This window comes from Kangsaoukella pontilimi, from assembly GCF_009830125.1.
In the GTDB taxonomy this organism is placed as follows: domain Bacteria; phylum Pseudomonadota; class Alphaproteobacteria; order Rhodobacterales; family Rhodobacteraceae; genus Kangsaoukella; species Kangsaoukella pontilimi.
The window spans coordinates 338,055-360,756 of the sequence record NZ_WUPT01000001.1 but is presented as its reverse complement, the minus strand read 5'-3'; the positions used below and the strand labels follow the sequence as shown (position 1 = coordinate 360,756).

Sequence of the window (22,702 nt, the reverse complement as noted above, 5' to 3'; positions counted from 1 at the left end):
CATTGTCGGAGAAAAGTTGACCCTGCTTCGGGGGGCGGATGATCCGCCCCCCGAAAAGGCATTCAATGGGTCAGCCCCAGCACTTGGCGAGACCTTCCTCGACCGAGATCGACTCGACGCCATCGACCGGCTGGTCTGTGACAAGGCCGACGCCGGTGTCGAAGAAATCCTTGCCCGGGGTGGGCTCGGGCTTCTGGCCGTTTTCGGCCCAGTTCTTGATCGCCTCGATGCCGAGCGACGCCATCAGAAGCGGATACTGCTGCGACGTGGCGCCGATGACGCCTTCGGCGACGTTCTGAACACCGGGGCAGCCGCCGTCGACCGACACGATCAGGACATCGTCCTCGCGGCCAAGTGCCTTGAGCGCCTCGTAGGCGCCGGCGGCGGCCGGTTCGTTGATCGTGTAGACGACGTTGATTTCTGCGTCCTGGGCAAGCAGGTTTTCCATGCCCTTGCGGCCGCCTTCTTCGTTGCCGTCAGACACGTCGTGACCGACGATGCGCGGATCGGTCTCGTCGCCCCACTTGGAGGGATCGCCCAGATCGACGCCGAAGCCTTCGAGGAAGCCCTGGTTGCGAAGCACGCCGACGGTCGGCTGCGACACGTTGATGTTCAGGAGGCCGATCTTGGCATCCGCGGCGGCATCGCCCATCTGCGCCTTGGCCCACTGCCCGATCAGAAGACCGGCACGGTAGTTGTCCGTGGCAAAGGTCGCGTCAGCGGCGTCGATCGGGTTCAGCGGCGTGTCGAGCGCGATGACGACGAGACCGGCGTCACGGGCCTGCTGCACCGACGACGTGATGGACGAGGTGTCGGAGGCGGTCAGAAGGATACCCTTCGCACCGTCGAGAATGCAGGTTTCGATCGCCTGAACCTGGGTTTCGTGGTCGCCGTCGAACTTGCCGGCGAAGGTCTTGAGTTCGACGCCAAGCTCTTCGGCTTTGGCGGTCGCACCTTCCTTCATCTTGACGAAGAAGGGGTTCGTGTCGGTCTTGGTAATGAGACACGCGGTTGTGGCGTGGCCTCCTGCCATCGCACTTCCGGCCAGTGCAAAAGTGGCAAGTGCAGAGCCGAGCATAAGCTTTTTCATGGGTTCCTCCCCTTTGGTGTCCTTTTCCCGGATTCCCTCCGGAACGACCGTCAAACTGAGGCACCCGAGCGCAAAAGTCAATAAATAAATAAAAGTGATTTATAAATTGACAAATACCTGTATAGCCGCCAGTTTTTTCAAAGGGAGAACAGTGCATGGACGACGAAACGGACAGCCTGGTGCGGGATCCGGTCGCTGGTGCGAACCAGTCGGGCCTTCGCGATCAGAACGCGCGGCTGGTCCTGTCCTACCTTCGCAGACACGGTCAGATGGCCGGGGCCGAGATCGCCCGGCGTTCGGGTCTGTCAGCGCAGACCGTCTCCAATATCCTTCGCGCGCTCGAGGGGCAGGAGCTGCTCCGAAGGGGCGAGGCCGTCCGCGGCAGAGGCAAGGTCGGCAAACCGTCCGTACCGATGGAGCTGAACCCCGGTGGCGTTTACTCCATCGGCCTGAATATCGGCCGGCGCTCGGCCGAACTCGTGCTGGTTGATTTCCACGGCACGCCGCTGGCGTCGCTCACGCTGACCTATCCCTATCCGGAAATCAAAACCGTGTTCGATTTCATCGAAAGCGGCCTCAAACGCATTTACGAGGATATACCGCCGGCGCGACCGCGCACGACGGGGATGGGCGTCGCACGTCCTCGGGAGATCTGGAACTGGCTCGAACAGGTGAATGCGCCCGAGGCCGCCATGCGACAGTGGAAGAACCTGTCGCTCGAGGACGAGATCGCGGCAGTCACCGGACTCGACGTCTTCATCGAGAACGACGCGACATCGGCCTGCATCGCCGAGCACCTTCTGGGACGCGGCAGCGAATTCACGGATTTTGCCCATATCTTCGTCGGCGCCTTCGTGGGCGGCGGACTGGTGCTCGACGGCAAGATCATCTGGGGTCCGACACGCAATGCCGCGGCGCTCGGCCCCCTCCCCGTCCCGGACGGCGCGGGCGGGGTCACGCCGCTTCTGAACGTCGCCTCGCTTTACCTTCTGGAAGAGGCCCTGGCGCGAGACGGCGTGGACCCGGCCGCGCTCAGGCAGTCTCCGACCGACTGGCGGGCGTTCGAGGCACAGGTCGCGCCCTGGATCGACAAGACCGCGCGCAATCTTGCCATCGCGTCGCTTTCCATCGCTTCGGTGGTCGAGGTCGAAGCCATTCTCATCGACGGCGCCATGCCGGACGACGTGCGCCAACGCCTCGCAGCGGCCACGGACCGCCATTTCGGAGAGCTTGACCTGACCGGTCTCGACCGTCCTCGGATCGAGACCGCCTCGGTCGGTCGGCGCGCCCGTTCGATCGGCGCGGCCCTCCTGCCCATCCACTCGAGATTCTTCGTCGCGTGACCCTGTCGATTCGGCGCCGCGCCTCGGCTGCGCGTTAAGGTTACCGCAAACAGTCTTCGGCCTGCCGTCCAAGCCATCGCGCAAACGCCCTTATTTTGCGGTAATTGGGCAATTAACCTGTCCAATTTCAGGTTTTTCCTTGCCCATGAGCCTGCGAGATATAGAACCTTGCATGTGACGGCTTGCCGCAGATCGCGCGAGGAACCGCCCGAAACCATCCGGGCGGTGCGGCGCGAGGGAGGACGCGGCAGTCGGTTCAGGCCGATCCTGACGCCGTCACGCGACATGGGAGGACTACAATGATGAAATCGACGAATCGCCGCATGGCGCTGCGTACGCTTGCCGGCGCGGGTGCCGCGACGCTTGCCGCGCCGCATATCGCAACCGCGGCCAGCCACACGACCACATGGCGGATGCAGACGTCCTGGCCGGGCGGCGCGGGCCTTCAGATTTTCAAGGACTGGGCCAACAGCATCGTGGAAAAGACCGGCGGCGAACTGGCGATCCAGCCTTTCGGCGCGAATGACGTCGTGGGCGACTTCCAGCTTGCCGATGCCGTCAAGAACGGCGTGCTCGAGGCGATCAACCCCTTCACCATCTACTATCAGGGCATCATCCCGGCAGCGACGTTCCTGACGTCCTATCCGATGGGCCTTCGCAACCCGCACGAGTTCGACGTGTTCTACTACGGGCTCGGCGGCATCGACATCGCGCGCGAGCTGATGGCGGCGCAGGGCCTGATGTTCGTCGGTCCCGTCCACCACGGTCCGAACATCATCCACTCCAAGGTGCCGATCCGCTCGATCGACGACTTCGCGGGCCGCAAGATGCGCCTGCCGGGCGGTATGGTTGCCGAACTCTTCAGCCAGATCGGCGCCGAAACCACCGTTCTTCCGGGTTCGGAGATCTTCCCCGCGCTCGAACGTGGCACGATCGACGTGGCCGACTACGTGGGGCCCGCCGTGAACTACGCCCTCGGCTTCAGCCAGGTCACCGACTACATCGTCATGGGCCCTCCGGGCTTCATGTCGGTCTACCAGCCGGTCGACATCATGGACATCACCGTCGGCATGGACGCATGGAACGCGCTCAGCCCGCAGATGCAGCAGTTCATGGAAATGGAAACGCATGTGTACTCCGACATGCACCATGCGGCCATCCAGAAAGCGGACCAAGAGGCCTGGGTCAAGTTCGAGGAAGACGGCACCGAGGTCACGCGCCTCAGCCAGGACGACGTCGAGCTTCTGACCGAGATCGCGGTTCCGATCTGGTTCGACTACGCCAACCGCGACCCGAACGCGGCGCGCGTCTTCAAGATGCAGCTCGACTACATGCAGTCCGGCTCGCTCGGCTATGTCGACCCGGCGCTCACACAGGGCCTCGAACTCAAGCTCTGAGCCGGCTCTGAGTACACACACATCACGCGTCGCCCGGAACATCTGATCCGGGCGACGTTTCCGACCGTTCCTAACCCCTGGATACACGCCCATGCCCGATATCAGCTTTACGCTGCCGCATTGGCTTTACTGGGTCGGCCTGATCGTCTTCCCCCTCATCGCAATGGTGTTGGCGCGGAGACAAGGGCGCGACCGGAATGCCTATAGCGCGCCGCTCGCCTACTTCATCCTGGTCACCGGCGGCATCCTCGGGCTGCACCGCTTCTATCTGAAAAGCCTTCTGGGCCTGCTCTTCATCCCGGTCTTCCTGTTCATTCTCTATTCGAACGGTCAGGCCACGCTCGCCCGCTCGGTCGTGTCGGACCTCCAGAACGAAACCCGCACCGCCGAACGTGCTCTGGCCCGCGAAGAGCCGCGCCTCGAAGAGGCGCAGGCGACCGTGGCAGAGCTGCAGGCGACCCTTGCCGAGGCCGAGGCCGGCTCCGTGGCCGAACGCCTCGCGCAGCGCCGGATCGAGCGCGCCGAGGCCGCCATCCCGCAGGCGGAAGAGCGTATTGCCGAAGCGCGCGCCACGCTCGAACAGATCGGCACCGGTCTGGATGACGCGGTGGCCGAGCGCGCCCGGTGGAATTCCTACGCGCGCTACGCCTTCTATCTGATCCTTGCCTTCATGGCGATCGACGCGCTTCTGATCCCCATGATGGTCCGCCGCGCCAATGCCTCGATCCCCGAGGAAACCCGCTCCGAGGCCGAGATCGCGCTCGAACGCGCCGAGGCCGAAAGCGACCGGAAGGCGGATCACGAATATGCCGAGAACTGGATCGACCGCCTGTCGCTCTTCTGCGGCGAATTCGTCGCCTACTGGGCGGTCATCGCGGTCTTCGTCTACTACTTCGAGGTGATCAGCCGTTATGTCTTCGGCATCCCGACGAACTGGGCGCACGAGTCCATGTACCTGATGTTCGGGATGCAGTACCTGATCGCCGGCTCCTACGCGATGCTGACCGAAAGCCATGTGCGGGTCGACATCTTCTACGCGCCGCTCTCGCGCCCGAAAAAGGCCTGGGCCGACCTCGTGACGTCGATCTTCTTCTTCATCTTCGCCGGCACGCTGCTCTGGACCTCCTACGTCTTCGCCATGGACGCCATGGCGGTCCCCACCGGCAACAGCATCGTGTCGAACTGGGCGCGGGGCGAGATGGGCTTCCTCCAGATGGTCTCGGGCTTTACCGCTGACCAGTGGACCGACCCGAATATCCGCTGGGGCGAACTCAGCTTCAATGAATGGGAAGTGCCGCTCTGGCCCATGAAATGGGTCATGGTCATGGGGGGCCTGCTTCTGGTGCTTCAGGGCATCTCGAAACTGTCGAAAGACATCCGCGCCATCGCGAGGGGGGAATAAGTCATGGGTCTCGATATCGGAATCGAGCTTCTGACGCTCATCATGTTCGGATCGCTTCTGGCGCTCCTCATGGCGGGCCTGCCGCTCGCCTTCGTCACGGGCGGTCTGGCCTGCGTGTTCCTGTTCATCCTCGGAGACGAACGGGCGCTCAACATCGTGCCAAGCCGCATCTTCCCGCTGATGACCAACTATCAGCTTTCGGCCATCCCGCTCTTCATCTTCATGGCGGCGATGCTCGAAAGGGCGGGCATCATCAACGACATGTTCGACGTGATCTACAAGGTGCTTGGCGGCGTCAAAGGCGGCCTCGCCGCCGCGACGATCCTCGCCTCGACGATCCTTGCGGCCATGGTCGGCGTGATCGGCGCAGCGGTGGTGACCATGGGGATCATCGCGCTCCCTGCGATGCTGAAGCGTGGCTATGACCCCAAGATCGCCATGGGCTCGATCATGGCGGGCGGCACGCTGGGTATCCTGATCCCGCCCTCGATCCTCGCCATCATCTACGCGGTCGTGGCCGAACAGTCGGTGGGCGAACTCTTCATCGGCGCGGTCATCCCGGGCCTGATGCTGTCGGGCATGTACATCCTCTACGTGGTCACCCGCTCCTTCATCAACCCCGAGCTCGGGCCCCCGATCCCGATGGAGGAACGCGTCTCGACGCGCGAGAAGTTCCAGCTCATCGGCAAGATGTCGGCGCCCATCGCACTGATCGTCGTGGTGCTCGGCGTGATCTTCACCGGCGTCGCCACGCCCGTGGAGGCCGCAGGCATCGGCACCTTCGGCGCCTTCATCGTGGCGGCGATCCACCGCAAGCTCGACTGGCCCACCATCCGCGAGGCCTGCCTGACCACGCTCAAGGCCAGCGCCATGGTCATCTGGATCATGTTCGGCGCTACGATCTTCGTGGGCCTCTACGTGCTCGAAGGCGGTCAGCAATTCGTTCAGGACGCGCTGGCGGCCACGGGCCTCGGCCCCTGGGGCATCCTGATCCTGATGCAGATCCTGCTGGTGATCCTCGGCATGTTCCTCGACTGGGTGGGCATCCTGCTGCTCTGCGTCCCGATCTTCGTGCCGATCATCAAGGCGCTCGGCGCGGCCGCCTTCGGCCTCTCCGACCCCGACGACCTCGTCCTCTGGTTCGGCGTGCTCTACCTCGTGAACATGCAGATGAGCTTCCTCAGCCCGCCCTTCGGCTATGCGCTCTTCTACCTGCGGGGCGTGGCCCCGGCCGAGATCCCGATGTCGGACATCTTCAAATCGGCGCTGCCCTTCCTCTTCCTGCAACTGGTGGGTCTGGTGCTCTGCATGCTCTTCCCGCAGATCATCACGTGGCTGCCGAACATCGTCTACGGCTAGGGGCTCTGCGGAGCCCCTTCCAAACCCCGACTCCATTATCGGCCCTCAAATATCCCGGGGGGTGAGGTCGTTTCGTGTCGGAGCGGCAGCACCAATCGCTACCTCGCGCCGCAGGCGCGAACGCAATTGGTGCTGCGCTATTCATCTGCGGGACCCGAAACGGCTGAGGGGGGCAGCGCCCCCCCTCTTCCCCGCGACGGGCCGAAGGCCCGGCGCAAAACCTTCAAAAGACATCAGCCCCAGGTCGGGTGAAACCTGCCGCCGGGCGAGAGAGTGAAAATCTCGACCCCGTCCTCGGTCACACCGACCGAATGCTCGAACTGCGCCGAGAGCGACTTGTCCCGCGTCACGGCGGTCCAGTCGTCGGCCAGGACCTTGGTCTCGGGTCGGCCGAGGTTCACCATCGGCTCGATGGTGAAGAACATGCCCGGCTCCAGCACGGCGCCCGTTCCCGGACGCCCGTAATGCAGCACGTTGGGCGGCGCATGGAACACGCGGCCCAGCCCGTGGCCGCAGAAATCACGGACGACCGACATCCGGTGCGCCTCGACATAGGCCTGAATGGCGTGACCGATATCGCCGAACGTGTTGCCGGGCCGGACCGCCTCGATCCCCTTGAACAGGGCGTCATGGGTGACCTGGATCAGCCGCTCGGCCTTCCGGCTGAGCTTGCCCGCCACATACATGCGGCTCGTATCGCCGTACCAGCCATCGACGATCACGGTCACGTCGATGTTCAGGATATCGCCGTCCTTCAGCCGCTTGTCGCCCGGAATGCCGTGGCAGACCACATGGTTCACGCTGATGCAGCTCGCGTGCTGGTATCCCTTGTACCCGATCGTGGCCGAGGTCGCGCCAGCCTCGTCGACCATGCGCGTGATCGCCTCGTCGATCTCGGCGGTGCTGGCCCCCGGCACGACCAGACCAGCGACATCGTCCAGAATGCGCGCGGCCAGTTCGCCCGCACGGTGCATACCGGCGAAGTCGCTCGGGTCATAGAGTCTGATTCCGTCTTTGGTCAGACGGCGTTCGGCACGTTCATCCACGGCGTTCTGTCCTCAGCTTTCCTGCCCGATATAGGATAGAGACCGGCAAAGTGCCAGCGGGCGCGGCAATCTGTTAGGCTTGGACCGGAAGTGCCGGCCCAAGCGTGACGCCCGACCGGTCGATCGACGTGCCATAGGCGATGGCCTCGACGCCCGCCTCCCGTGCCCGGTCGAAGGCGCGGCCATAGGCGGGGTCGATATCGCGGGCGAAGCCGACGGCGTCGCAATCGGTCCTCTGCACGAGGTAGAGCATCACCGCCCGCGCCCCCGCCGCCACCATCGCCGCCAGATCGTCCAGATGCCGCGCACCCCGTAGGGTCACGCAGTCGGGGAACTCGGCCAGCCTCCCGTCCCGCCTCAGATGCACGTTCTTGACCTCGACGAATGTGTCGGGCCGCCCCGCCCCGGTCAGAAGGAAATCCACCCGGCTTTTTTCGGCATAGGGCACCTCGGCCCGCACGGTCTCATAGGGGCGCAGCTCTGCAATCGCCCGGGCCTCCAGCGCCTCTTTCACCACGCGGTTCGGCACGCCCGTATCGATCCCCGCCAGATGGCCGCCGTCCAGTTCGACCAGCCGCCAGCCGAATTTCAGCTTCTTCCGGGGGTCGTCATTGGGCTCCAGCCAGATGCGCATGCCGTCCTCGGCCAGCCCCAGCATCGCGCCGGGGTTCGGGCAATGCACCGTCACCTCGCGCCCGTCGGCCTCCAGCACGGCATCCGCGAGAAAGCGTTTATACCGCCGGATCAGCCGCGCAGGCACGAGTTCGGTTTGAAAGCGCATGAGCGCCGCCCTATACCGCGAAGAGGATGGGAACAAGGACGGTGACAATGGCGAACCCGACGGCCGCAATGCTCGTGATCGGCGACGAGATCCTGTCGGGCCGCACCCGCGACGCCAATATGCACCACCTTGCCGGTCGTCTGACCGAGATGGGCATCGACCTGAAGGAGGTGCGCGTGGTCTCGGACGACCATGACGCCATCGTCTCGGCGGTCCGCGCGCTTTCCGGCAGCTATGCCCATGTCTTCACCTCGGGCGGCATCGGCCCCACCCATGACGACATCACCGCCGACGCCGTGGCCGCCGCCTTCGGGGCCGGAATCGACGTCCGCGCCGACGCGCTCGAGCGGCTTCAGGCGCATTACGACCGGCAGGGAACCCAGATCAACGATGCCCGCCGCCGGATGGCGCGTATCCCCGACGGCGCGGCCCTGATCGACAACCCCATTTCCGCCGCCCCCGGCTTCTCCATCGGCAATGTCCACGTGATGGCAGGGGTGCCCGCGATCTTCGAGGCGATGGTCGCCTCGCTCCTGCCGACGCTGACGGGCGGCGCGCCTCTCCGCTCGGTGACGCTCCGGATCGCGCGGGGCGAAGGCGACGTGGCCGCCGCGCTGAGTGCCCTTGCAACCGATATGGCCCAGGTCAGCTTCGGCTCCTACCCGTTCATCCAGAACGGCGTTTACGGCACGAATATCGTCATGCGTTCGTCGGACGAAGACGCGCTCGACATGGCCGCCGCCCGTCTTGCGCAAGCCTTCCCCGAGGCCGAGCGGCAATGACCGGAACGCCCACGCCACAACAGGTCTTCGACCTGCTCGACCGGACATGGCCGGCCCTCCGCATGATCGGGGACGGCCCCTGGACACTTCGCGAGGGCGCGGGCGGCGGCCAGAGGGTGTCTGCGGCAACCGCCCGAAGCACGGTCACCGATGCCGATATCGACCGGGCCGAGGCCGGGATGCGCGGCCTCGGCCAGCGCCCGCTCTTCATGGTCCGGCCCGAAGACGGCCCCCTCGACGCATGGCTCGACACGCGCGGCTACGAGGTCGTGGACCCGGTCCATATCTACGCGGCCCGGACCGAAAGCCTTGCCCGTGACCTGAAGCCCACCCTTGCCTATCCCGTCTGGCCGCCCGTCGCGGCAGAGCGCGAGATCTGGGCCGAAGGTGGCATCGGCCCGGCCCGTCTCGCGATCATGGAACGCGCCACCTGCCCCCGCGTGTCGATCCTCGCCCGCTCCGGCAATCGCCCCGCGGCGGCTGTCTATGTGGGCGCCGAGGGGGGCCTCGCCATGCTTCACGCTTTGGAGACGAGGGCCTCGGAACGGCGCAAAGGCGTGGGCCGGACGCTTGTCCACGCGGCCGCGAACTGGGCGCGGGAGACGGGCGCAGCATGGCTGACCCTTGCCGTCACCCGCGCGAACGAGGCGGCAAATGCGCTCTATGCCGATGTGGGGATGACCGTCATTACCGGCTACCACTACCGCCGCGCGCCCAAGGCTGGCGCGTGACGGGCCGCGCACCTCTCCTGACCGCGGCCGCCCTCGCCGCCCTGCTGGCGCTTCCGGCACAGGCGCTCGACCTGACGCTGCCGGGCGCGCAGATCACCGCCACGGACGAAACCCCGGCCGGTTCGGTCCGCCTGCCCGACAGGCCATGGTCGGAAGATGTCGCGCCGCCTCAGGCGGAGGGTGCCATCACCCGCACGGTCTACCGCTCTCCCCAAGGCACGCGCACCACGCTGCAGCTTCTGACGCCGTTTCGCGAACAGCTCGAGGCCGAGGGGTACGAGACCGTCTTCACCTGCGCCGACCGCGCCTGCGGCGGCTTCGACTTCCGCTTTCAGCTCGACCTGATCGGCGAGCCGGACATGCATGTGGACCTTGGCGATTACCGCTACCTCCTGATGCGCCGCGACGGGCCCGCGCCCCAGACCGTGGCGGTTGTCACCTCGCGGGCCACGAATAACGGCTACGCGCAGGTGATTACTGTCGGCCCTGCCCGCGCCGCGGATGCCGGTCCGCTCCCGGCGACCGAAAGCGGGCCGATCGCCACGGCCCCGGCGGTCGATATCGCGGACGAAGGCGCGCTCGCCTCGGCGCTGACCACGCGCGGGCACGTGATCCTCTCGGACCTCGCCTTCCCCTCGGGCAGCGCCACGCTGCCGCCCCTTGGCGTCGCGTCGCTCGACGCGCTGGCGCTCTGGATGACGCGGAACGCGGGCGCGCGCGTCGCGCTTGTCGGCCACACCGACAGCGTGGGCAACGCGGATGCCAACCGGGCGCTCTCGCGTGCGCGTGCGGAGGCCGTGCGCGAACGCCTGATCAGCGTCTACGGAATCGCCCCCGGCCGGATCGAGGCGGATGGTGTGGGCTATCTCTCGCCCATCGCGCCCAACACGAGCGATGAAGGCCGCGCGCGCAACCGCCGCGTCGAAGCCGTTCTTCTGACCCTTGAATGAAAAACAGGCGCCCGGGTGGGGCGCCTGTGAGTTGGGTTACAACGAGGGAAGAAAACTCATCACATACGAGGGAGATCTTACCACTTGTCGGGACCCTTCTCGGCGAAGGCGTTGACAAGGAAATCGATGAAGGCGCGCACCTTGGGCTGCGTGAAGCGGCCCGGCGGATAGACCGCGAAGATGCCCTGCGTATCGATCGGCAGTTCGGGGATCGCTTCTTCGACCATACCCTCTTCCATCGCCTCGGCGTAGAGGAAGGACGGCAGGTAGGCGATGCCCAGACCCGCGATCGCGGCGTTCAGAAGCGACTGTCCGTCATTGACGGTCAGCCAGCCGGCGGTACGGACCTGACGCTTTTCGCCCGAAGGCGCGGTCAGCTTCCAGACGTTGCCGGCGGAGTTGTTCGAATAATGCAGAAGCTTGTGCTCGTTCAGATCGTCGATCTTCTGCGGGCGCCCGTATTTCTCGAAATAGGCGGGGCTCGCGATCATGCGGCGGTTCGTCTCGCAGAGTTTGCGGGCCCTGAGCGTCGAGTCTTCCAGCTCACCGATCCGGATGGCCAGGTCGAAGCCTTCGGAGATCAGTTCCACATACCGGTTGTTCAGCACCATGTTCACGGTGATGTCGGGGAATTCCTGCAGGAACTCGCCCAGGACCGGCGACAGGTGGTTCACGCCGAAATCCGTGGCGACAGAGATGCGCAACAGGCCCGAGGGCGCAGATTGCATCGAGGTCACAAGGGCATCCGCCTCGCCCGCGTCGTTCAGGACGCGGCGGGCGCGGTCGTAATAGGCAAGGCCGATCTCGGTGGGAGAGACGCGGCGCGTCGTGCGGTTCAAGAGCCGTGCGCCAAGCCGGGCTTCGAGCGACGACACGTGCTTGGACACGGCCGATTTCGAAATTCCCATCTTCTTTGCGGCATCGGTGAACCCACCCTGATCCACGACGGTTGCAAACGCTTCCATTTCGGTCAGTCGGTCCATCAGGTTTGTTACCTTTGTCTTCGCGCCCCTCGCCAGAACGGTTTGGCTGTGAAATCGGGCAAGAATGGGGAAAGGCTCCGACAATTTCCCGGTAATCTCGGGATCGTTTTGAGAACGGAAACGAGCGAAATTCGCCCAACGCATTGATATTTATTGACTTTCGGGAAATCGGCCAGAAATGACCCTGCGGCAGGCCAGGGCCTGCCGCGCAACAATCGCAGGTGCGTCAGAGAATTGCGGCCAACCGCGAGCCCTGATTGATCGCACGCTTCGCGTCCAGTTCGGCCGCCACGTCGGCCCCGCCGATCACGTGAACGGTCTTGCCCGCCGCTTCAAGCGCGTCGGCGAGGCTGCGCTCGCTCAACTGTCCCGCGCAAAGAACGACCGTATCCGCTGGGATGACCTCGGCCGTGCCGTCCTGCCGCGTGACGTGCAGACCCTCCGGCGTGATCCGGTCATAGGTCACGCCGCCCAGCATCTTGACGCCCTTCATCTGAAGGCTGGCCCGGTGAATCCATCCCGTGGTCTTGCCCAGCCGCTTGCCGGGCCGCTCGGCCTTTCTCTGCAACAGCGTCACCTGACGCGGGCTGGCTGCAGGCTGCGGCCCCTCGGGGTCCAGACCGCCCCGCGCCTCGGCAGGGTCAGCGACGCCCCATTCCTCCAGCCAGTGGGCCAGGTTCTCGGTCGGGCTTTCGCCCTCGGCGGTCAGGTATTCCGACACGTCGAAGCCGATACCGCCCGCGCCCACAACCGCCACGCGGTCACCTGCCGTCTCGCGGCCTGTCAGGATGTCGATGTAGCTCACCACATGCGCGTCGCCCTCGACCGGGATGCCCGGATCGCGCGGCACGACGCCGGTGGCCACGACGATCTCGTCGAAGCCCTCCAGCACCTCCGCCGTCGCCTCGGTGTTCAGACGGCAGGTCACGCCGGTCTCGTCCAGCATCGTCCTGTACCAGTCGACAAGGCCGTGGAACTCTTCCTTGCCTGGCACCATCTTGGCCATGTTGAGCTGCCCGCCGATCTTGTCGGACCGGTCGAACAGCGTCACCTCATGCCCCCGCTCGGCCGCGACAAGCGCAGTCGACAGCCCCGCCGGCCCCGCGCCCACGATGGCGACCCGCTTGGGCGCGTCGGTCTTCGAATAGACCAACTCGGTCTCGTACGCAGCCTGCGGGTTCACGAGGCAGGTGGCGACCTTCATCTCGAACGTGTGGTCCAGACAGGCCTGATTGCAGGCGATGCAGGGCGCGATGGTCGCCGCCCGGCCCGCCTTGGCCTTGGCCACGAAGGCCGGATCGGCAAGGAAGGGGCGCGCCATCGACACCATGTCGGCACAGCCATCGGCCAGAACGGCCTCGGCCACCTCGGGCGTGTTGATCCGGTTCGACGTGATGATCGGGATCGCCACCTCGCCCATCAGCTTCTTCGTGACCCATGTAAACGCCCGGCGCGGCACGCTGGTGGCGATTGTGGGCACGCGCGCCTCGTGCCAGCCGATGCCGGTGTTCAGGATCGACGCGCCCGCGCCCTCGATGGCCTTGGCAAGCGTCACCACCTCGTCCCAGGTCGAGCCGCCCGGCACGAGGTCGATCAGGCTGATCCGGTAGATCACGATGAAATCCGGGCCGACCGCCTCGCGCACGCGCCGGACGACCTCGACCGGCAGACGCATCCGGTTCTCGTAAGACCCGCCCCAGCGGTCCTCGCGCTTGTTGGTATGGGTCACCAGAAACTGGTTCAGGAAATACCCTTCCGAGCCCATCACCTCGACCCCGTCATAGCCCGCCTCACGCGCCCGGACGGCGGCGGTGACGATATCCGCGATTTGCTTCTCGATTCCCTCCTCGTCCAGCTCCCTGGGCGCGAAAGGAGAGATCGGGGACTTGACGGCAGATGGCGCCACGCATTCGGGGCTGTAGGCATAGCGCCCGGCATGCAGGATCTGCATCGCGATCCGACCGCCCTCGTCATGCACCCGTGCCGTGACCTTGCCGTGATTGGCGATGTCCTTGTCCGAGAACAGCCCCGCCGCCCCCGGCATCACGCCGCCTTCGCGGTTGGGCGCCATGCCACCCGTCACCATAAGACCCACGCCGCCCCGCGCCCGAGCGGCATAGAAAGCGGCCACGCGGTCGAAATCGCCCATCTCTTCCAGCCCGGTATGCATCGAGCCCATGAGGACGCGGTTCGGCAGCGTGACATGGCCCAGATCGAGCGGCTGAAGCAGACGGGAATAATCGGACATCTCGGAACCTCCTGAAGTGGCGCGACACTGGCGTTTATCGCCGCCGCTGTCACGTCCGACGCCGCGTCAGAGCAGCGATTGAGCGCGCCCTCCCGATCCGGTAGGCTCCGCCCAAACCACATGCGAGGCAGCGTTGGGGCGCGCAACCGTTCTAGAGCAATACCAGCGGCTGGAAGCCGAAGGCGTCTGGCGGCCCGAGCCGGAGGCGCAGCGCCGCGATGTGATCGTCTCGATCGGTGAAGCCACGCTGACCATCTCGGACCTGAACGAGCGCGTTCTGACCCACTGGTCGCTTCCCGCCGTCGAGCGCATGAACCCCGGCACGCGCCCCGCGCTCTACCGACCGGGCGAGGATGCCGAAGAGAGCCTCGAAATCGCGGACGCGCAGATGATCGACGCGCTCGCCAAGGTGTCTCGCGCGATCCGGCGCGGTCAGGCCCGGCCCGGACGCCTGCGCGCGGGCATCGTCGGCGTCGTCTCGATCCTGATCCTTGCGCTTGTCGTCTTCTGGCTGCCCGGCGCGCTGACGCGCTATGCGGCCTCGATCATCCCGGACGCGGCACGCGCCTCCATCGGGCAGGACGTTCTGGCCCATGTCGCCCGCGTGGCGGGGGCGCCCTGCGCCGATCAGTCGGGCCGCCAGTCGCTCGCCGTTCTGGAAAACCGGCTCTTCCCCGACACGACCCGCCGCCTCGTCATCGTGCGCTCGGCGCTGACCGGCGCGGCGCGCATTCCGGGCGGTATCCTTCTGGCCGGTCACGAACTGGTCGAGGATCACGAGACGCCGCTGGCGCTTTCGACCGCGCTTCTCTCGGCGGAACTGGCCTCGGTCCGCGAAGACCCGATCGAGCGCCTTCTCGACGTGGCCGGCATCCGCGCGTCGCTCCGGCTTCTGACCACGGGGCATCTGTCCGACGAAGATCTTGCCGCCTATGCCGCCGACCTCATCGCGCGCCCCGGCCCGGCCCCCGCGCCCGGCGCGCTCCGCGCGATCCTCTCGGCGCGCTCGGTCAGCGAGGATGCGTCCCCGACGATCCTCGCCGACGGCGACTGGATCGCGCTTCAGCAAATCTGCGAAAGCTGAGCTCTACTTCGTCCCGAACATCCGGTCGCCCGCGTCACCCAGACCCGGCACGATATAGCCCAGCTCGTTCAGCCGCTCGTCCAGCGCCGCCGTCACCACCGGAACATCGGGATGCGCCTCTTTCATCCGCGCCACGCCCTCGGGCGCGGCCAGAAGGCAGAGAAACCGGATATTCGTCGCCCCCGCCTCTTTCAGCAGGTCGATGGCCGCGGCCGAGGAGTTGCCAGTCGCCAGCATAGGATCGACCGCGATCACCAGCCGCTCGTCCAGCTCGCCCGGCAGCTTGCAGTAATACTGAATGGGCTTCAGCGTCTCTTCGTCCCGGTAAAGCCCTACAAAGCCCACCCGCGCCGAGGGGATGAGGTCGAGCATCCCGTCCAGAAGCCCGTTCCCCGCCCGAAGGATCGACACCAGCGCCAATTTCCGGCCATCGAGCACGGGCGCGTCCATCTCGGTCAGCGGGGTCTCGATCCGGCGGGTCGTCATCTTCAGCGGCCGCGTCACCTCATAGGCCAGAAGCTGGCTGATCTCGCGCAGAAGCTGCCGGAACACCGCCGTGGACGTGTCCTTGTCGCGCATCAGCGTCAGCTTGTGCTGCACCAGCGGGTGATCGACGATTGTGAGGTGATCGGTCATCGGGTCTCCAGTCTTTTCAGTATGCGCGCGCGGGTCTCGCCGTCGCAGAACGCCGCCTCGGCCGAGGTCCGCGCGATATCCGCGAAAGCGCCCTCGTCCCAGTCGAAGGCATCAGCCAGCCGGTCGTATTCATTGTTCATGGTGGTGTGGAAGAAGGGCGGGTCATCGGTCGATACAGTGACCTTCACCCCCCGCTCGTAAAGCTTCGAGATCGGATGGTCGCGCCAGCGCCGATAGACGCCAAGCGCCACGTTCGACCCCGGACAGACCTCCAGCACGATCCCGTCCTCGGCCAGCCGGTCAACGAGCGCCAGGTCCTCGATCGCGCGAACCCCGTGGCCAATGCGGGTCACACCAAGCGTCAGCGCATCCCGCACGCTTTCCGGTCCGCCCCACTCGCCCGCATGGGCGGTCAGGTTCAGCCCCGCCTCGCGCGCACAGTCGAAGGACCACGCGAAATCCTGCGGTTTCCCGGCCAGCTCGTCGCCCGCGATGCCGAAACCCACGATCCAGTCGCCCGCCGTCTCGGCCGCGCAGACCGCGGTCTCCCGAGCCTTCTCCGGTCCGAAATGCCGGATACAGGTGATAATGCCCCGCAGGACGACTCCGTCCCGCGCCTCGGCCCGGTCGGCGGCCTCCCGGATCGCGGCAAGATATTCGCGCCACGCGCCCACGTCCCGCCCGCCGCAGAAATCCGGCGACAGGAACGTCTCGCCATAGATCACGCCGGACGCCGCGCTTTCCTCCAGAACGGCGGTGGTCAGGCGGGCGTAATCCTCGGGCGTTTCCAGCACCGAGGTCGCGGCCTCATAGACCTTCAGGAAGTCCCAGAAGTCCTTGTACTTGTAAGCGCCCCGCTCGTCGAAGATGCCGGACAGATCGACGGACTTCTCCTTCGCCAACCCCCGGATGAAGGCGGGCGGCGCGGCGCCTTCCAGATGCAGGTGCAACTCGACCTTGGGCAGATGCGAAAGGCTCACAGGAAACTCCTCCCCGGCCCTTCTGCCGGCACGCCCAGATGATCCGCGACCGATGCCGCGACGTCGACGAAGGCCACCTGCCCGACGGCCTTCGCGCCCACGCCGCGGCCCAAAACCGGCACTCGCTCGCGGGTGTGGTCGGTCCCGATCCATGTCGGGTCGTTGCCATGGTCGGCGGTGAAGAGGAACAGGTCGCCCTCCCGCGCCGCCTCGAAAAGCCTCGGCAATTGCGCGTCGAACCATTCCAGCGCACGGGCATAGCCCGACACGTCGCGCCGGTGGCCGAACCGGCTGTCGAACTCGACGAAATTGGCGAAGGTCAGGCTGCCGTCCTCGGCCTCGCCCACGAGGTCCACGAGATGCTCCATGAGCTTCACATCCGCGCCCTTCCGCACCTCGTCGATCCCCTGCATCGAGAAGATATCGCCGATCTTGCCCACCGCATAGACCCGCCGCCCCGCGCCCTGCACCCAGTCGCAGAGCGTGGGCGCGGCGGGCGCGATCGCATAGTCGCGCCGGTTCGCCGTCCGCTCGAAGGCACCCGGCGCGCCCACGAAGGGCCGCGCAATGACCCGGCCCACCTTCATCTCGTGGAGCGTCGGCGCCAGCTCGCGGCAGAGCGTCAGCAGCCGCTCCAGCCCAAAGGTCTCCTCATGCGCCGCGATCTGGAACACGCTGTCGGCAGAGGTATAGCAGATCGGCCAGCCGGTCCTCAGATGCTCTTCCCCCAGCCGCTCGATGATCTCGGTGCCTGACGCGTGGCAGTTCCCAAGAATGCCCGTGGTGCCCGCCAGCCCTGCGACACGGCCAACAAGATCGTCGGGAAAGGCAGGGACATCGTCCGGAAAATAGGTCCAGTCCCACGGCACCGGCACCCCGGCCAGCTCCCAGTGCCCCGACGGCGTGTCCTTGCCCGGCGACACCTCGGTCGCGGCCCCCCAGAGGCCCTCAGGCTCGTCATCCATCCCGGCCGTGCCGTCGCCGCTCGCCAAATCCAGCGCCCGGCCCAGTCCGAGCGCCGCGAGATTCGGCAAGGACAACGGCCCCGACCGCCCCTCCTCCGCCCGGCCATCGGCGGCAGCGGCGGCTATGTGGCCCAGAGTGTTCGCGCCCGTGTCCGGCACGTCACCGTTGAAGAACGCGCCCGCATCGGGTGCGCCGCCGATGCCCACGCTGTCCATGACGACCAGAAAGGCGCGCGCCATCAGCCCACCCTCTCGATGATCAGATCCGGCGCGTCCACGGCATCCCCCAGCCGGATCGCACCGGCCAGCGACGCCTCGGCCGCCTGCGCCGCCCGGTCGCTCGACGCGTGAATGCGCAACAAAGGCGCACCCTTCTCGACCCGCTGCCCGAGCGACACGATCTCATCCAGCCCGACGGACGGATCGATCCTGTCACCGTCGCGCATCCGCCCACCGCCCAGCCGGACCACCGCCATGCCAAGCGCGTGACCGTCGATGGCGGTCACGTACCCCGCCTCGGGCGCGGACAGTTCGCGGATGATGTTCGCCTCGGGCAGGCGCGTCGCCCATGTGTGGATGAAATCCGACGGCCCGCCCAGCGCACCGACCATCCGCCCGAACGCCTCCGCCGCCTTGCCGGAAGTGAGCGTTTCCAACAGCTTCGCTCCCGCCTTGCCCGCGTCGGCCTCGATCCCGGCGAGGCAGAGAAGCTCCGCGCCCAGGGCCAGCGTTACATCGGTCAGACGGCTGGTCCTCGGGTCGCTCAGCGCCCGCATGACCTCGACCACTTCCAGCGCATTGCCCGCAGCAGGCACCAGCGGCTGGTTCATGTCCGTCAGCAACGCCGCCGTCCGGCACCCCGCCCCGTTCGCCGTGGACACCAGCGACCGCGCCAGCGCGCGGGCATCCTCCAGCGTTTCCATGAAAGCGCCCGAGCCGGTCTTCACATCCAGGATCAGCGCGTCCAGCCCCGCCGCCAGCTTCTTCGACAGGATCGACGCGGTGATCAGATCGATGCTCTCCACCGTCGAAGTCACGTCGCGCACGGCATAAAGCCGCCGGTCAGCGGGCGCCATGTCGGCGGTGGCCGAGACGATGGCGCAGCCGACCGCCTTGGTGATCCGGTGGAACTGGTCCTCGGTGACGTCGGTCCTGAGGCCGGGAATAGCCTCCAGCTTGTCCAGCGTCCCGCCCGTGTGGCCCAGACCCCGCCCCGAGATCATCGGAACGTAAGCCCCCGCCGCCGCCAGCATCGGCGCAAGCAAGAGCGACACACAATCCCCGATGCCTCCCGTCGAATGCTTGTCGATGGCCGGCCCGCCCAGGTCCCAGGACAGCACGTCGCCCGAATCCCGCATCGCCAGCGTCAGCGCGACCCGCGCCTCCTCGCTCAGCCCCTTCAGACAGACCGCCATGGCGAATGCGCCCGCCTGAGCATCGCTCACCGCGCCCGAAGCCAGCCCCTTCGCGAACCAGTTCAGTTGCGCCTGCGTCGGCTCGCCCCCGTCGCGGAGCGTCTCGATGATCGTCCTGGCATCCATTTCAGCGCATATGCCCCGCGCCGAAAGCTCCGGGCAAGAGGTCGGTCACAGCCATCTCGGTCGTCTTGCCGTCGGTCGTGGCCATGGTGATCCGCGCGCCCTCGGCGGCGAACTCGGCTAGTTTCTGACGGCACCCGCCGCAGGGCGGCACGGGCGCGGGGCTCTCCGCGATGACCGCTGCCTCGACGAAGGCTGTCTCTCCGGCGGCGATCATGGCCGCGATGGCGCCCGCCTCGGCGCAGGTGCCTTCGGGATAGGCCACGTTTTCCACGTTGCAGCCGAGAAAGACCTCGCCCGAGGCCGTCTTCAGCGCCGCGCCCACCTTGAATCTCGAATATGGCGCATAGGCATTTTCGCGCACGCGCGCGGCGTCATCGACCAGGGTCATCGGGCGTCCTCTCGGTTTTCGTCCAAGGTGCAGCGACGGCCCCCCGAGCGCAAGCCGGAACCCGACGCAAGGGGCGCGGGTTTCTTCCCTGAAAGGAGCTTCTCATGACCAATGACAAGAAAGCCGATCCGATCGCCGCTGCGGCGACACCTCTGACAGGGATTGCCAGCGTGGACGAGCATGGCGACGAGCCGATGACCTCGCAGCAGGCCGACGAATTGCGCGCGCTCTGCGAAGAGCACGGCGAGACATTCGACCAGACGCTTTCGCGCGATGCGGCGGCGGCGAAAATCGCCGAGCTCAGGGGCGATGACGGCGTCGCACCGCCGCAATCCTGAACTGACCCCTTCCCTTCCCGCCGGATTGGTCGCACTCTGGCATCGTTGACCTTCAGGAACCCATGCGCTACGCGCCGGTCGAAGATTGTTCAACGCTAAACTATCCTTGGGAGGGACGGGATGACGAGCGATCCGAGGCAAGAGGCCCTGCGCCAGGCGGCGCTCGATTATCACGCTTATCCGAAGCCCGGCAAACTCGAAATCCGGGCGACCAAGCCGCTCGCCAACGGCCGCGACCTTGCCCGCGCCTATTCGCCGGGCGTGGCCGAGGCCTGCCTCGAGATCAAGGCCAACCCGATGACCGCCCGCGACTATACCGCGCGCGGCAACCTCGTCGCTGTCGTTACCAACGGGTCGGCGGTTCTCGGCCTCGGCAATATCGGCGGCCTCGCCTCCAAGCCGGTGATGGAGGGCAAGGCCGTCCTCTTCAAGAAATTCGCCAATATCGACTGTTTCGACATCGAACTGAACGAGACCGACCCCGAAAAGCTGGCAGATATCGTCTGCGCGCTGGAACCCACCTTCGGCGCCATCAACCTCGAAGACATCAAGGCGCCCGACTGTTTCATCGTCGAAGAGATCTGCCGCGCCCGAATGAACATCCCCGTCTTCCACGACGACCAGCACGGCACCGCCATCGTCGTGGGCGCGGCGGTCCTGAACGCGCTCCGCGTCGCCAAGAAGGACTTCGCGGATATCAAGATCGTCTCCACGGGCGGCGGCGCGGCCGGGATCGCCTGCCTCAACATGCTTCTGAAACTGGGCGTCAAACGCGAGAACGTCTGGCTCTGCGATCTCCACGGCCTCGTCCACGAAGGCCGGACCGAGGACATGACGCCTCAGAAAGAGGCCTATGCCCAGCCGGGCGGCCCACGTCAGCTTGCCGATGTGATCGAGGGCGCGGACCTCTTCCTCGGTCTCTCCGGCCCCGGCGTCCTGACGCAGGACATGGTCCGCCGCATGGCCGACCGCCCGATCATCTTCGCGCTCGCCAACCCCACGCCCGAGATCATGCCGGACCTCGCCCGCGAGGTGGCGCCCGGCGCGATCATCGCCACGGGCCGGTCGGATTTTCCGAACCAGGTCAACAACGTGCTCTGCTTCCCCTTCATCTTTCGGGGCGCGCTGGACGTGGGCGCAAGCACGATCAACGACGAGATGAAGATCGCCTGCATCGAAGGCATCGCCGCTCTGGCCCGCGCCACCACCAGCGCCGAGGCCGCGGCCGCTTATCAGGGCGAACAACTGACCTTCGGCGCCGACTACCTGATCCCCAAGCCCTTCGATCCGCGCCTGATGGGCGTCGTCGCCAGCGCCGTCGCCAAGGCGGCGATGGAAACCGGCGTCGCCGCGCGACCCATCGAGGACCTCGCCGCCTACAAGCAGAAGCTCGACGGGTCGGTCTTCAAATCCGCGCTCATCATGCGCCCCGTCTTCGAGGCCGCAGCCACCGCCGAACGCCGCATAGTCTTTGCCGAGGGCGAGGACGAGCGCGTCCTGCGCGCCGCCAACGCCATGCTGGAAGAAACCACTGACGCGCCCATCCTGATCGGCCGCCCCGAGGTGATCGAATCCCGCGCCGAGCGCATCGGCCTGCCGATCCGGCCCGGCACCGATTTCGAGATCGTGAACCCCGAGAACGATCCCCGCTACCGCGAGTACTGGACGACCTATCACGCGCTGATGCAGCGGAAGGGCGTCACGCCCGACCTTGCGCGGGCCGTTATGCGGACCAACACCACCGCCATCGGCGCGGTCATGGTCCACCGGGGCGAGGCCGACAGCCTGATCTGCGGAACTTTCGGACAGTATCTCTGGCACCTCAACTATATCACCCAGGTCCTCGCCACGGACGGGCTGCACCCCGTGGGCGCGCTCAGCCTGATGATCCTCGAAGACGGCCCGCTCTTCATCGCGGACACCCATGTCCATCCCGAGCCCACGCCCGAACAGATCGCCGAGACCTGCATCGCCGCCGCACGCCACACCCGCCGCTTCGGGCTCGAGCCCAAGATCGCGCTCTGCTCGCACAGCCAGTTCGGCAATCTCGACTGCGAGACCGGGCGCCGGATGCGCGCGGCCATCGCCATCCTCGACAGCCAGCCGCGCGACTTCGCCTATGAGGGCGAGATGCATGCCGACGCCGCGCTCGACATGGACCTCCGCGCGCGGATCATGCCGGAAAGCCGGTTCGAAGGCGCCGCCAACGTGCTCGTCTTCGCCAATACCGATGCGGCCTCCGGCGTCAGGAACATCCTCAAGATGAAGGCGGGCGGGCTGGAAGTCGGGCCGATCCTCATGGGGATGGGCAACCGCGCCCACATCACCACCACGTCCATCACCGCGCGCGGCCTTCTGAACATGTCGGCCCTCGCCGGCACGCCGGTCGCGCATTACGGGTGATCGCCGCTCCGGGCGGTTTCGTCTCCTTCGGAGCCGACCGGCCGGGGGGGGCTCGGCCCCCCTCGGTCGTTTCGCGACGCGAAACGACCTCACCCCCCGGGATATTTCTGAACAGGCGAAGATGAAGCCCGGGACCTACCGGGCACCGCGGCACTTGGCAAATTCCCGACAGCGTTTTGCAAAGTCTCCGGGCGGCGCGTGGTATTTCGTTAAATTTCGGGTGGGTTTGCAAATATTTGCAGATCATCCCGGCGG

At 66.3% G+C, this 22,702-nt stretch carries 20 protein-coding genes; 10 read left to right on the top strand and 10 right to left on the bottom strand.

Features of this window, described 5'->3' with window-relative positions:
* Positions 1 to 70: 70 nt before the first annotated feature.
* Positions 71 to 1,090: a sugar ABC transporter substrate-binding protein gene (locus tag GQ651_RS01870; protein ID WP_160762517.1), complete on the bottom strand. Its 1,020-nt coding sequence runs from the start codon at positions 1,088 to 1,090 to the stop codon at positions 71 to 73.
* 155 nt (positions 1,091 to 1,245) lie between these two features.
* Here GQ651_RS01870 and GQ651_RS01865 point away from each other — a divergent pair, with 155 nt between their 5' ends.
* The 4 genes from GQ651_RS01865 (at position 1,246) to GQ651_RS01850 (ending at position 6,591) form a co-directional block, all read left to right on the top strand.
* Positions 1,246 to 2,433, top strand: coding sequence for an ROK family transcriptional regulator (locus GQ651_RS01865; protein WP_160762516.1), 1,188 nt, complete (start codon positions 1,246 to 1,248; stop codon positions 2,431 to 2,433).
* Positions 2,434 to 2,735: 302 nt separating this feature from the next.
* Positions 2,736 to 3,830, top strand: a complete 1,095-nt coding sequence (gene dctP / locus GQ651_RS01860) for a TRAP transporter substrate-binding protein DctP (RefSeq protein ID WP_227257931.1) — start codon at positions 2,736 to 2,738, stop codon at positions 3,828 to 3,830.
* Between the two features lie 91 nt (positions 3,831 to 3,921).
* The gene (locus GQ651_RS01855) at positions 3,922 to 5,232 is read left to right on the top strand and encodes a TRAP transporter small permease subunit (RefSeq protein WP_160762514.1); all 1,311 of its coding nucleotides are present in this window, start codon (positions 3,922 to 3,924) and stop codon (positions 5,230 to 5,232) included.
* Between the two features lie 3 nt (positions 5,233 to 5,235).
* Positions 5,236 to 6,591 carry a TRAP transporter large permease gene (locus GQ651_RS01850; protein ID WP_160762513.1) on the top strand — a complete coding sequence of 452 codons (1,356 nt, stop codon included), beginning with the start codon at positions 5,236 to 5,238 and terminating at the stop codon, positions 6,589 to 6,591.
* Positions 6,592 to 6,824: 233 nt separating this feature from the next.
* Here GQ651_RS01850 and map read toward each other — a convergent pair whose 3' ends face one another.
* Positions 6,825 to 7,637 carry a type I methionyl aminopeptidase gene (gene map / locus GQ651_RS01845; RefSeq protein ID WP_160762512.1) on the bottom strand — a complete coding sequence of 271 codons (813 nt, stop codon included), beginning with the start codon at positions 7,635 to 7,637 and terminating at the stop codon, positions 6,825 to 6,827.
* Positions 7,638 to 7,710: 73 nt separating this feature from the next.
* The gene (sfsA, locus tag GQ651_RS01840) at positions 7,711 to 8,418 is read right to left on the bottom strand and encodes a DNA/RNA nuclease SfsA (protein WP_160762511.1); all 708 of its coding nucleotides are present in this window, start codon (positions 8,416 to 8,418) and stop codon (positions 7,711 to 7,713) included.
* A gap of 47 nt (positions 8,419 to 8,465) precedes the next feature.
* Here sfsA and GQ651_RS01835 point away from each other — a divergent pair, with 47 nt between their 5' ends.
* From GQ651_RS01835 to GQ651_RS01825, 3 genes are read left to right on the top strand one after another with little or no spacing between them, the layout of a single operon-like run.
* Positions 8,466 to 9,200, top strand: coding sequence for a competence/damage-inducible protein A (locus tag GQ651_RS01835; RefSeq protein ID WP_160762510.1), 735 nt, complete (start codon positions 8,466 to 8,468; stop codon positions 9,198 to 9,200).
* Positions 9,197 to 9,931: a GNAT family N-acetyltransferase gene (locus GQ651_RS01830; protein WP_160762509.1), complete on the top strand. Its 735-nt coding sequence runs from the start codon at positions 9,197 to 9,199 to the stop codon at positions 9,929 to 9,931. Before GQ651_RS01835 ends, GQ651_RS01830 begins: the two co-directional genes overlap by 4 nt.
* Complete coding sequence (locus GQ651_RS01825; protein ID WP_319637287.1) at positions 9,928 to 10,881, top strand: OmpA family protein; 954 nt, start codon at positions 9,928 to 9,930, stop codon at positions 10,879 to 10,881. The genes GQ651_RS01830 and GQ651_RS01825 overlap by 4 nt, the downstream gene beginning before the upstream one ends.
* A 77-nt stretch (positions 10,882 to 10,958) precedes the next feature.
* Here the strand turns inward: GQ651_RS01825 and GQ651_RS01820 are convergent, their stop codons facing one another.
* Together GQ651_RS01820 and GQ651_RS01815 are read right to left on the bottom strand one after the other, a co-directional pair.
* Positions 10,959 to 11,864: a LysR family transcriptional regulator gene (locus tag GQ651_RS01820; protein ID WP_160762507.1), complete on the bottom strand. Its 906-nt coding sequence runs from the start codon at positions 11,862 to 11,864 to the stop codon at positions 10,959 to 10,961.
* Positions 11,865 to 12,090: 226 nt separating this feature from the next.
* Positions 12,091 to 14,112, bottom strand: coding sequence for an NADPH-dependent 2,4-dienoyl-CoA reductase (locus tag GQ651_RS01815; protein ID WP_160762506.1), 2,022 nt, complete (start codon positions 14,110 to 14,112; stop codon positions 12,091 to 12,093).
* Positions 14,113 to 14,245: 133 nt separating this feature from the next.
* On the opposite strand from GQ651_RS01815, the gene GQ651_RS01810 reads away from it, so the two are divergent.
* Complete coding sequence (locus tag GQ651_RS01810) at positions 14,246 to 15,196, top strand: hypothetical protein (protein WP_160762505.1); 951 nt, start codon at positions 14,246 to 14,248, stop codon at positions 15,194 to 15,196.
* 3 nt (positions 15,197 to 15,199) lie between these two features.
* On the opposite strand, the gene upp is transcribed toward GQ651_RS01810, so the two are convergent.
* From upp to GQ651_RS01785, 5 genes are read right to left on the bottom strand one after another with little or no spacing between them, the layout of a single operon-like run.
* Positions 15,200 to 15,832 (bottom strand): uracil phosphoribosyltransferase, encoded by a 633-nt coding sequence (gene upp, locus GQ651_RS01805; protein ID WP_160762504.1) that lies wholly within the window; start codon positions 15,830 to 15,832, stop codon positions 15,200 to 15,202.
* Positions 15,829 to 16,812 carry an adenosine deaminase gene (locus GQ651_RS01800; protein WP_160762503.1) on the bottom strand — a complete coding sequence of 328 codons (984 nt, stop codon included), beginning with the start codon at positions 16,810 to 16,812 and terminating at the stop codon, positions 15,829 to 15,831. Before GQ651_RS01800 ends, upp begins: the two co-directional genes overlap by 4 nt.
* Positions 16,809 to 18,017 (bottom strand): phosphopentomutase, encoded by a 1,209-nt coding sequence (locus GQ651_RS01795; protein WP_160762502.1) that lies wholly within the window; start codon positions 18,015 to 18,017, stop codon positions 16,809 to 16,811. Before GQ651_RS01795 ends, GQ651_RS01800 begins: the two co-directional genes overlap by 4 nt.
* A complete protein-coding gene (locus GQ651_RS01790; protein WP_160762501.1) occupies positions 18,017 to 19,318 on the bottom strand; it encodes a thymidine phosphorylase in 1,302 nt (433 codons plus the stop codon). Before GQ651_RS01790 ends, GQ651_RS01795 begins: the two co-directional genes overlap by 1 nt.
* Position 19,319: 1 nt before the next feature.
* Positions 19,320 to 19,706 carry a cytidine deaminase gene (locus tag GQ651_RS01785; protein WP_160762500.1) on the bottom strand — a complete coding sequence of 129 codons (387 nt, stop codon included), beginning with the start codon at positions 19,704 to 19,706 and terminating at the stop codon, positions 19,320 to 19,322.
* A 104-nt stretch (positions 19,707 to 19,810) separates the two neighbouring features.
* Between GQ651_RS01785 and GQ651_RS01780 the strand changes: the two genes are divergently transcribed.
* Together GQ651_RS01780 and GQ651_RS01775 are read left to right on the top strand one after the other, a co-directional pair.
* The gene (locus GQ651_RS01780) at positions 19,811 to 20,044 is read left to right on the top strand and encodes a DUF3072 domain-containing protein (protein WP_160762499.1); all 234 of its coding nucleotides are present in this window, start codon (positions 19,811 to 19,813) and stop codon (positions 20,042 to 20,044) included.
* A gap of 120 nt (positions 20,045 to 20,164) precedes the next feature.
* The gene (locus GQ651_RS01775; protein WP_160762498.1) at positions 20,165 to 22,447 is read left to right on the top strand and encodes an NADP-dependent malic enzyme; all 2,283 of its coding nucleotides are present in this window, start codon (positions 20,165 to 20,167) and stop codon (positions 22,445 to 22,447) included.
* The last annotated feature ends 255 nt before the right edge of the window (positions 22,448 to 22,702 follow it).

Bases quoted from the DNA above. Each gene is read 5' to 3' on its own strand.
- sfsA (WP_160762511.1), bottom strand. From the start codon at position 8,418: ATGCGCTTTCAAACCGAACTCGTGCCTGCGCGGCTGATCCGGCGGTAT.
- GQ651_RS01775 (WP_160762498.1), top strand. From the start codon at position 20,165: ATGACGAGCGATCCGAGGCAAGAGGCCCTGCGCCAGGCGGCGCTCGAT.
- GQ651_RS01795 (WP_160762502.1), bottom strand. From the start codon at position 18,017: ATGGCGCGCGCCTTTCTGGTCGTCATGGACAGCGTGGGCATCGGCGGC.
- GQ651_RS01870 (WP_160762517.1), bottom strand. From the start codon at position 1,090: ATGAAAAAGCTTATGCTCGGCTCTGCACTTGCCACTTTTGCACTGGCC.
- GQ651_RS01850 (WP_160762513.1), top strand. From the start codon at position 5,236: ATGGGTCTCGATATCGGAATCGAGCTTCTGACGCTCATCATGTTCGGA.
- GQ651_RS01790 (WP_160762501.1), bottom strand. From the start codon at position 19,318: ATGGATGCCAGGACGATCATCGAGACGCTCCGCGACGGGGGCGAGCCG.
- GQ651_RS01780 (WP_160762499.1), top strand. From the start codon at position 19,811: ATGACCAATGACAAGAAAGCCGATCCGATCGCCGCTGCGGCGACACCT.
- upp (WP_160762504.1), bottom strand. From the start codon at position 15,832: ATGACCGATCACCTCACAATCGTCGATCACCCGCTGGTGCAGCACAAG.
- dctP (WP_227257931.1), top strand. From the start codon at position 2,736: ATGAAATCGACGAATCGCCGCATGGCGCTGCGTACGCTTGCCGGCGCG.
- GQ651_RS01835 (WP_160762510.1), top strand. From the start codon at position 8,466: ATGGCGAACCCGACGGCCGCAATGCTCGTGATCGGCGACGAGATCCTG.
- GQ651_RS01820 (WP_160762507.1), bottom strand. From the start codon at position 11,864: ATGGACCGACTGACCGAAATGGAAGCGTTTGCAACCGTCGTGGATCAG.
- GQ651_RS01785 (WP_160762500.1), bottom strand. From the start codon at position 19,706: ATGACCCTGGTCGATGACGCCGCGCGCGTGCGCGAAAATGCCTATGCG.
- GQ651_RS01855 (WP_160762514.1), top strand. From the start codon at position 3,922: ATGCCCGATATCAGCTTTACGCTGCCGCATTGGCTTTACTGGGTCGGC.
- GQ651_RS01830 (WP_160762509.1), top strand. From the start codon at position 9,197: ATGACCGGAACGCCCACGCCACAACAGGTCTTCGACCTGCTCGACCGG.
- GQ651_RS01815 (WP_160762506.1), bottom strand. From the start codon at position 14,112: ATGTCCGATTATTCCCGTCTGCTTCAGCCGCTCGATCTGGGCCATGTC.
- GQ651_RS01865 (WP_160762516.1), top strand. From the start codon at position 1,246: ATGGACGACGAAACGGACAGCCTGGTGCGGGATCCGGTCGCTGGTGCG.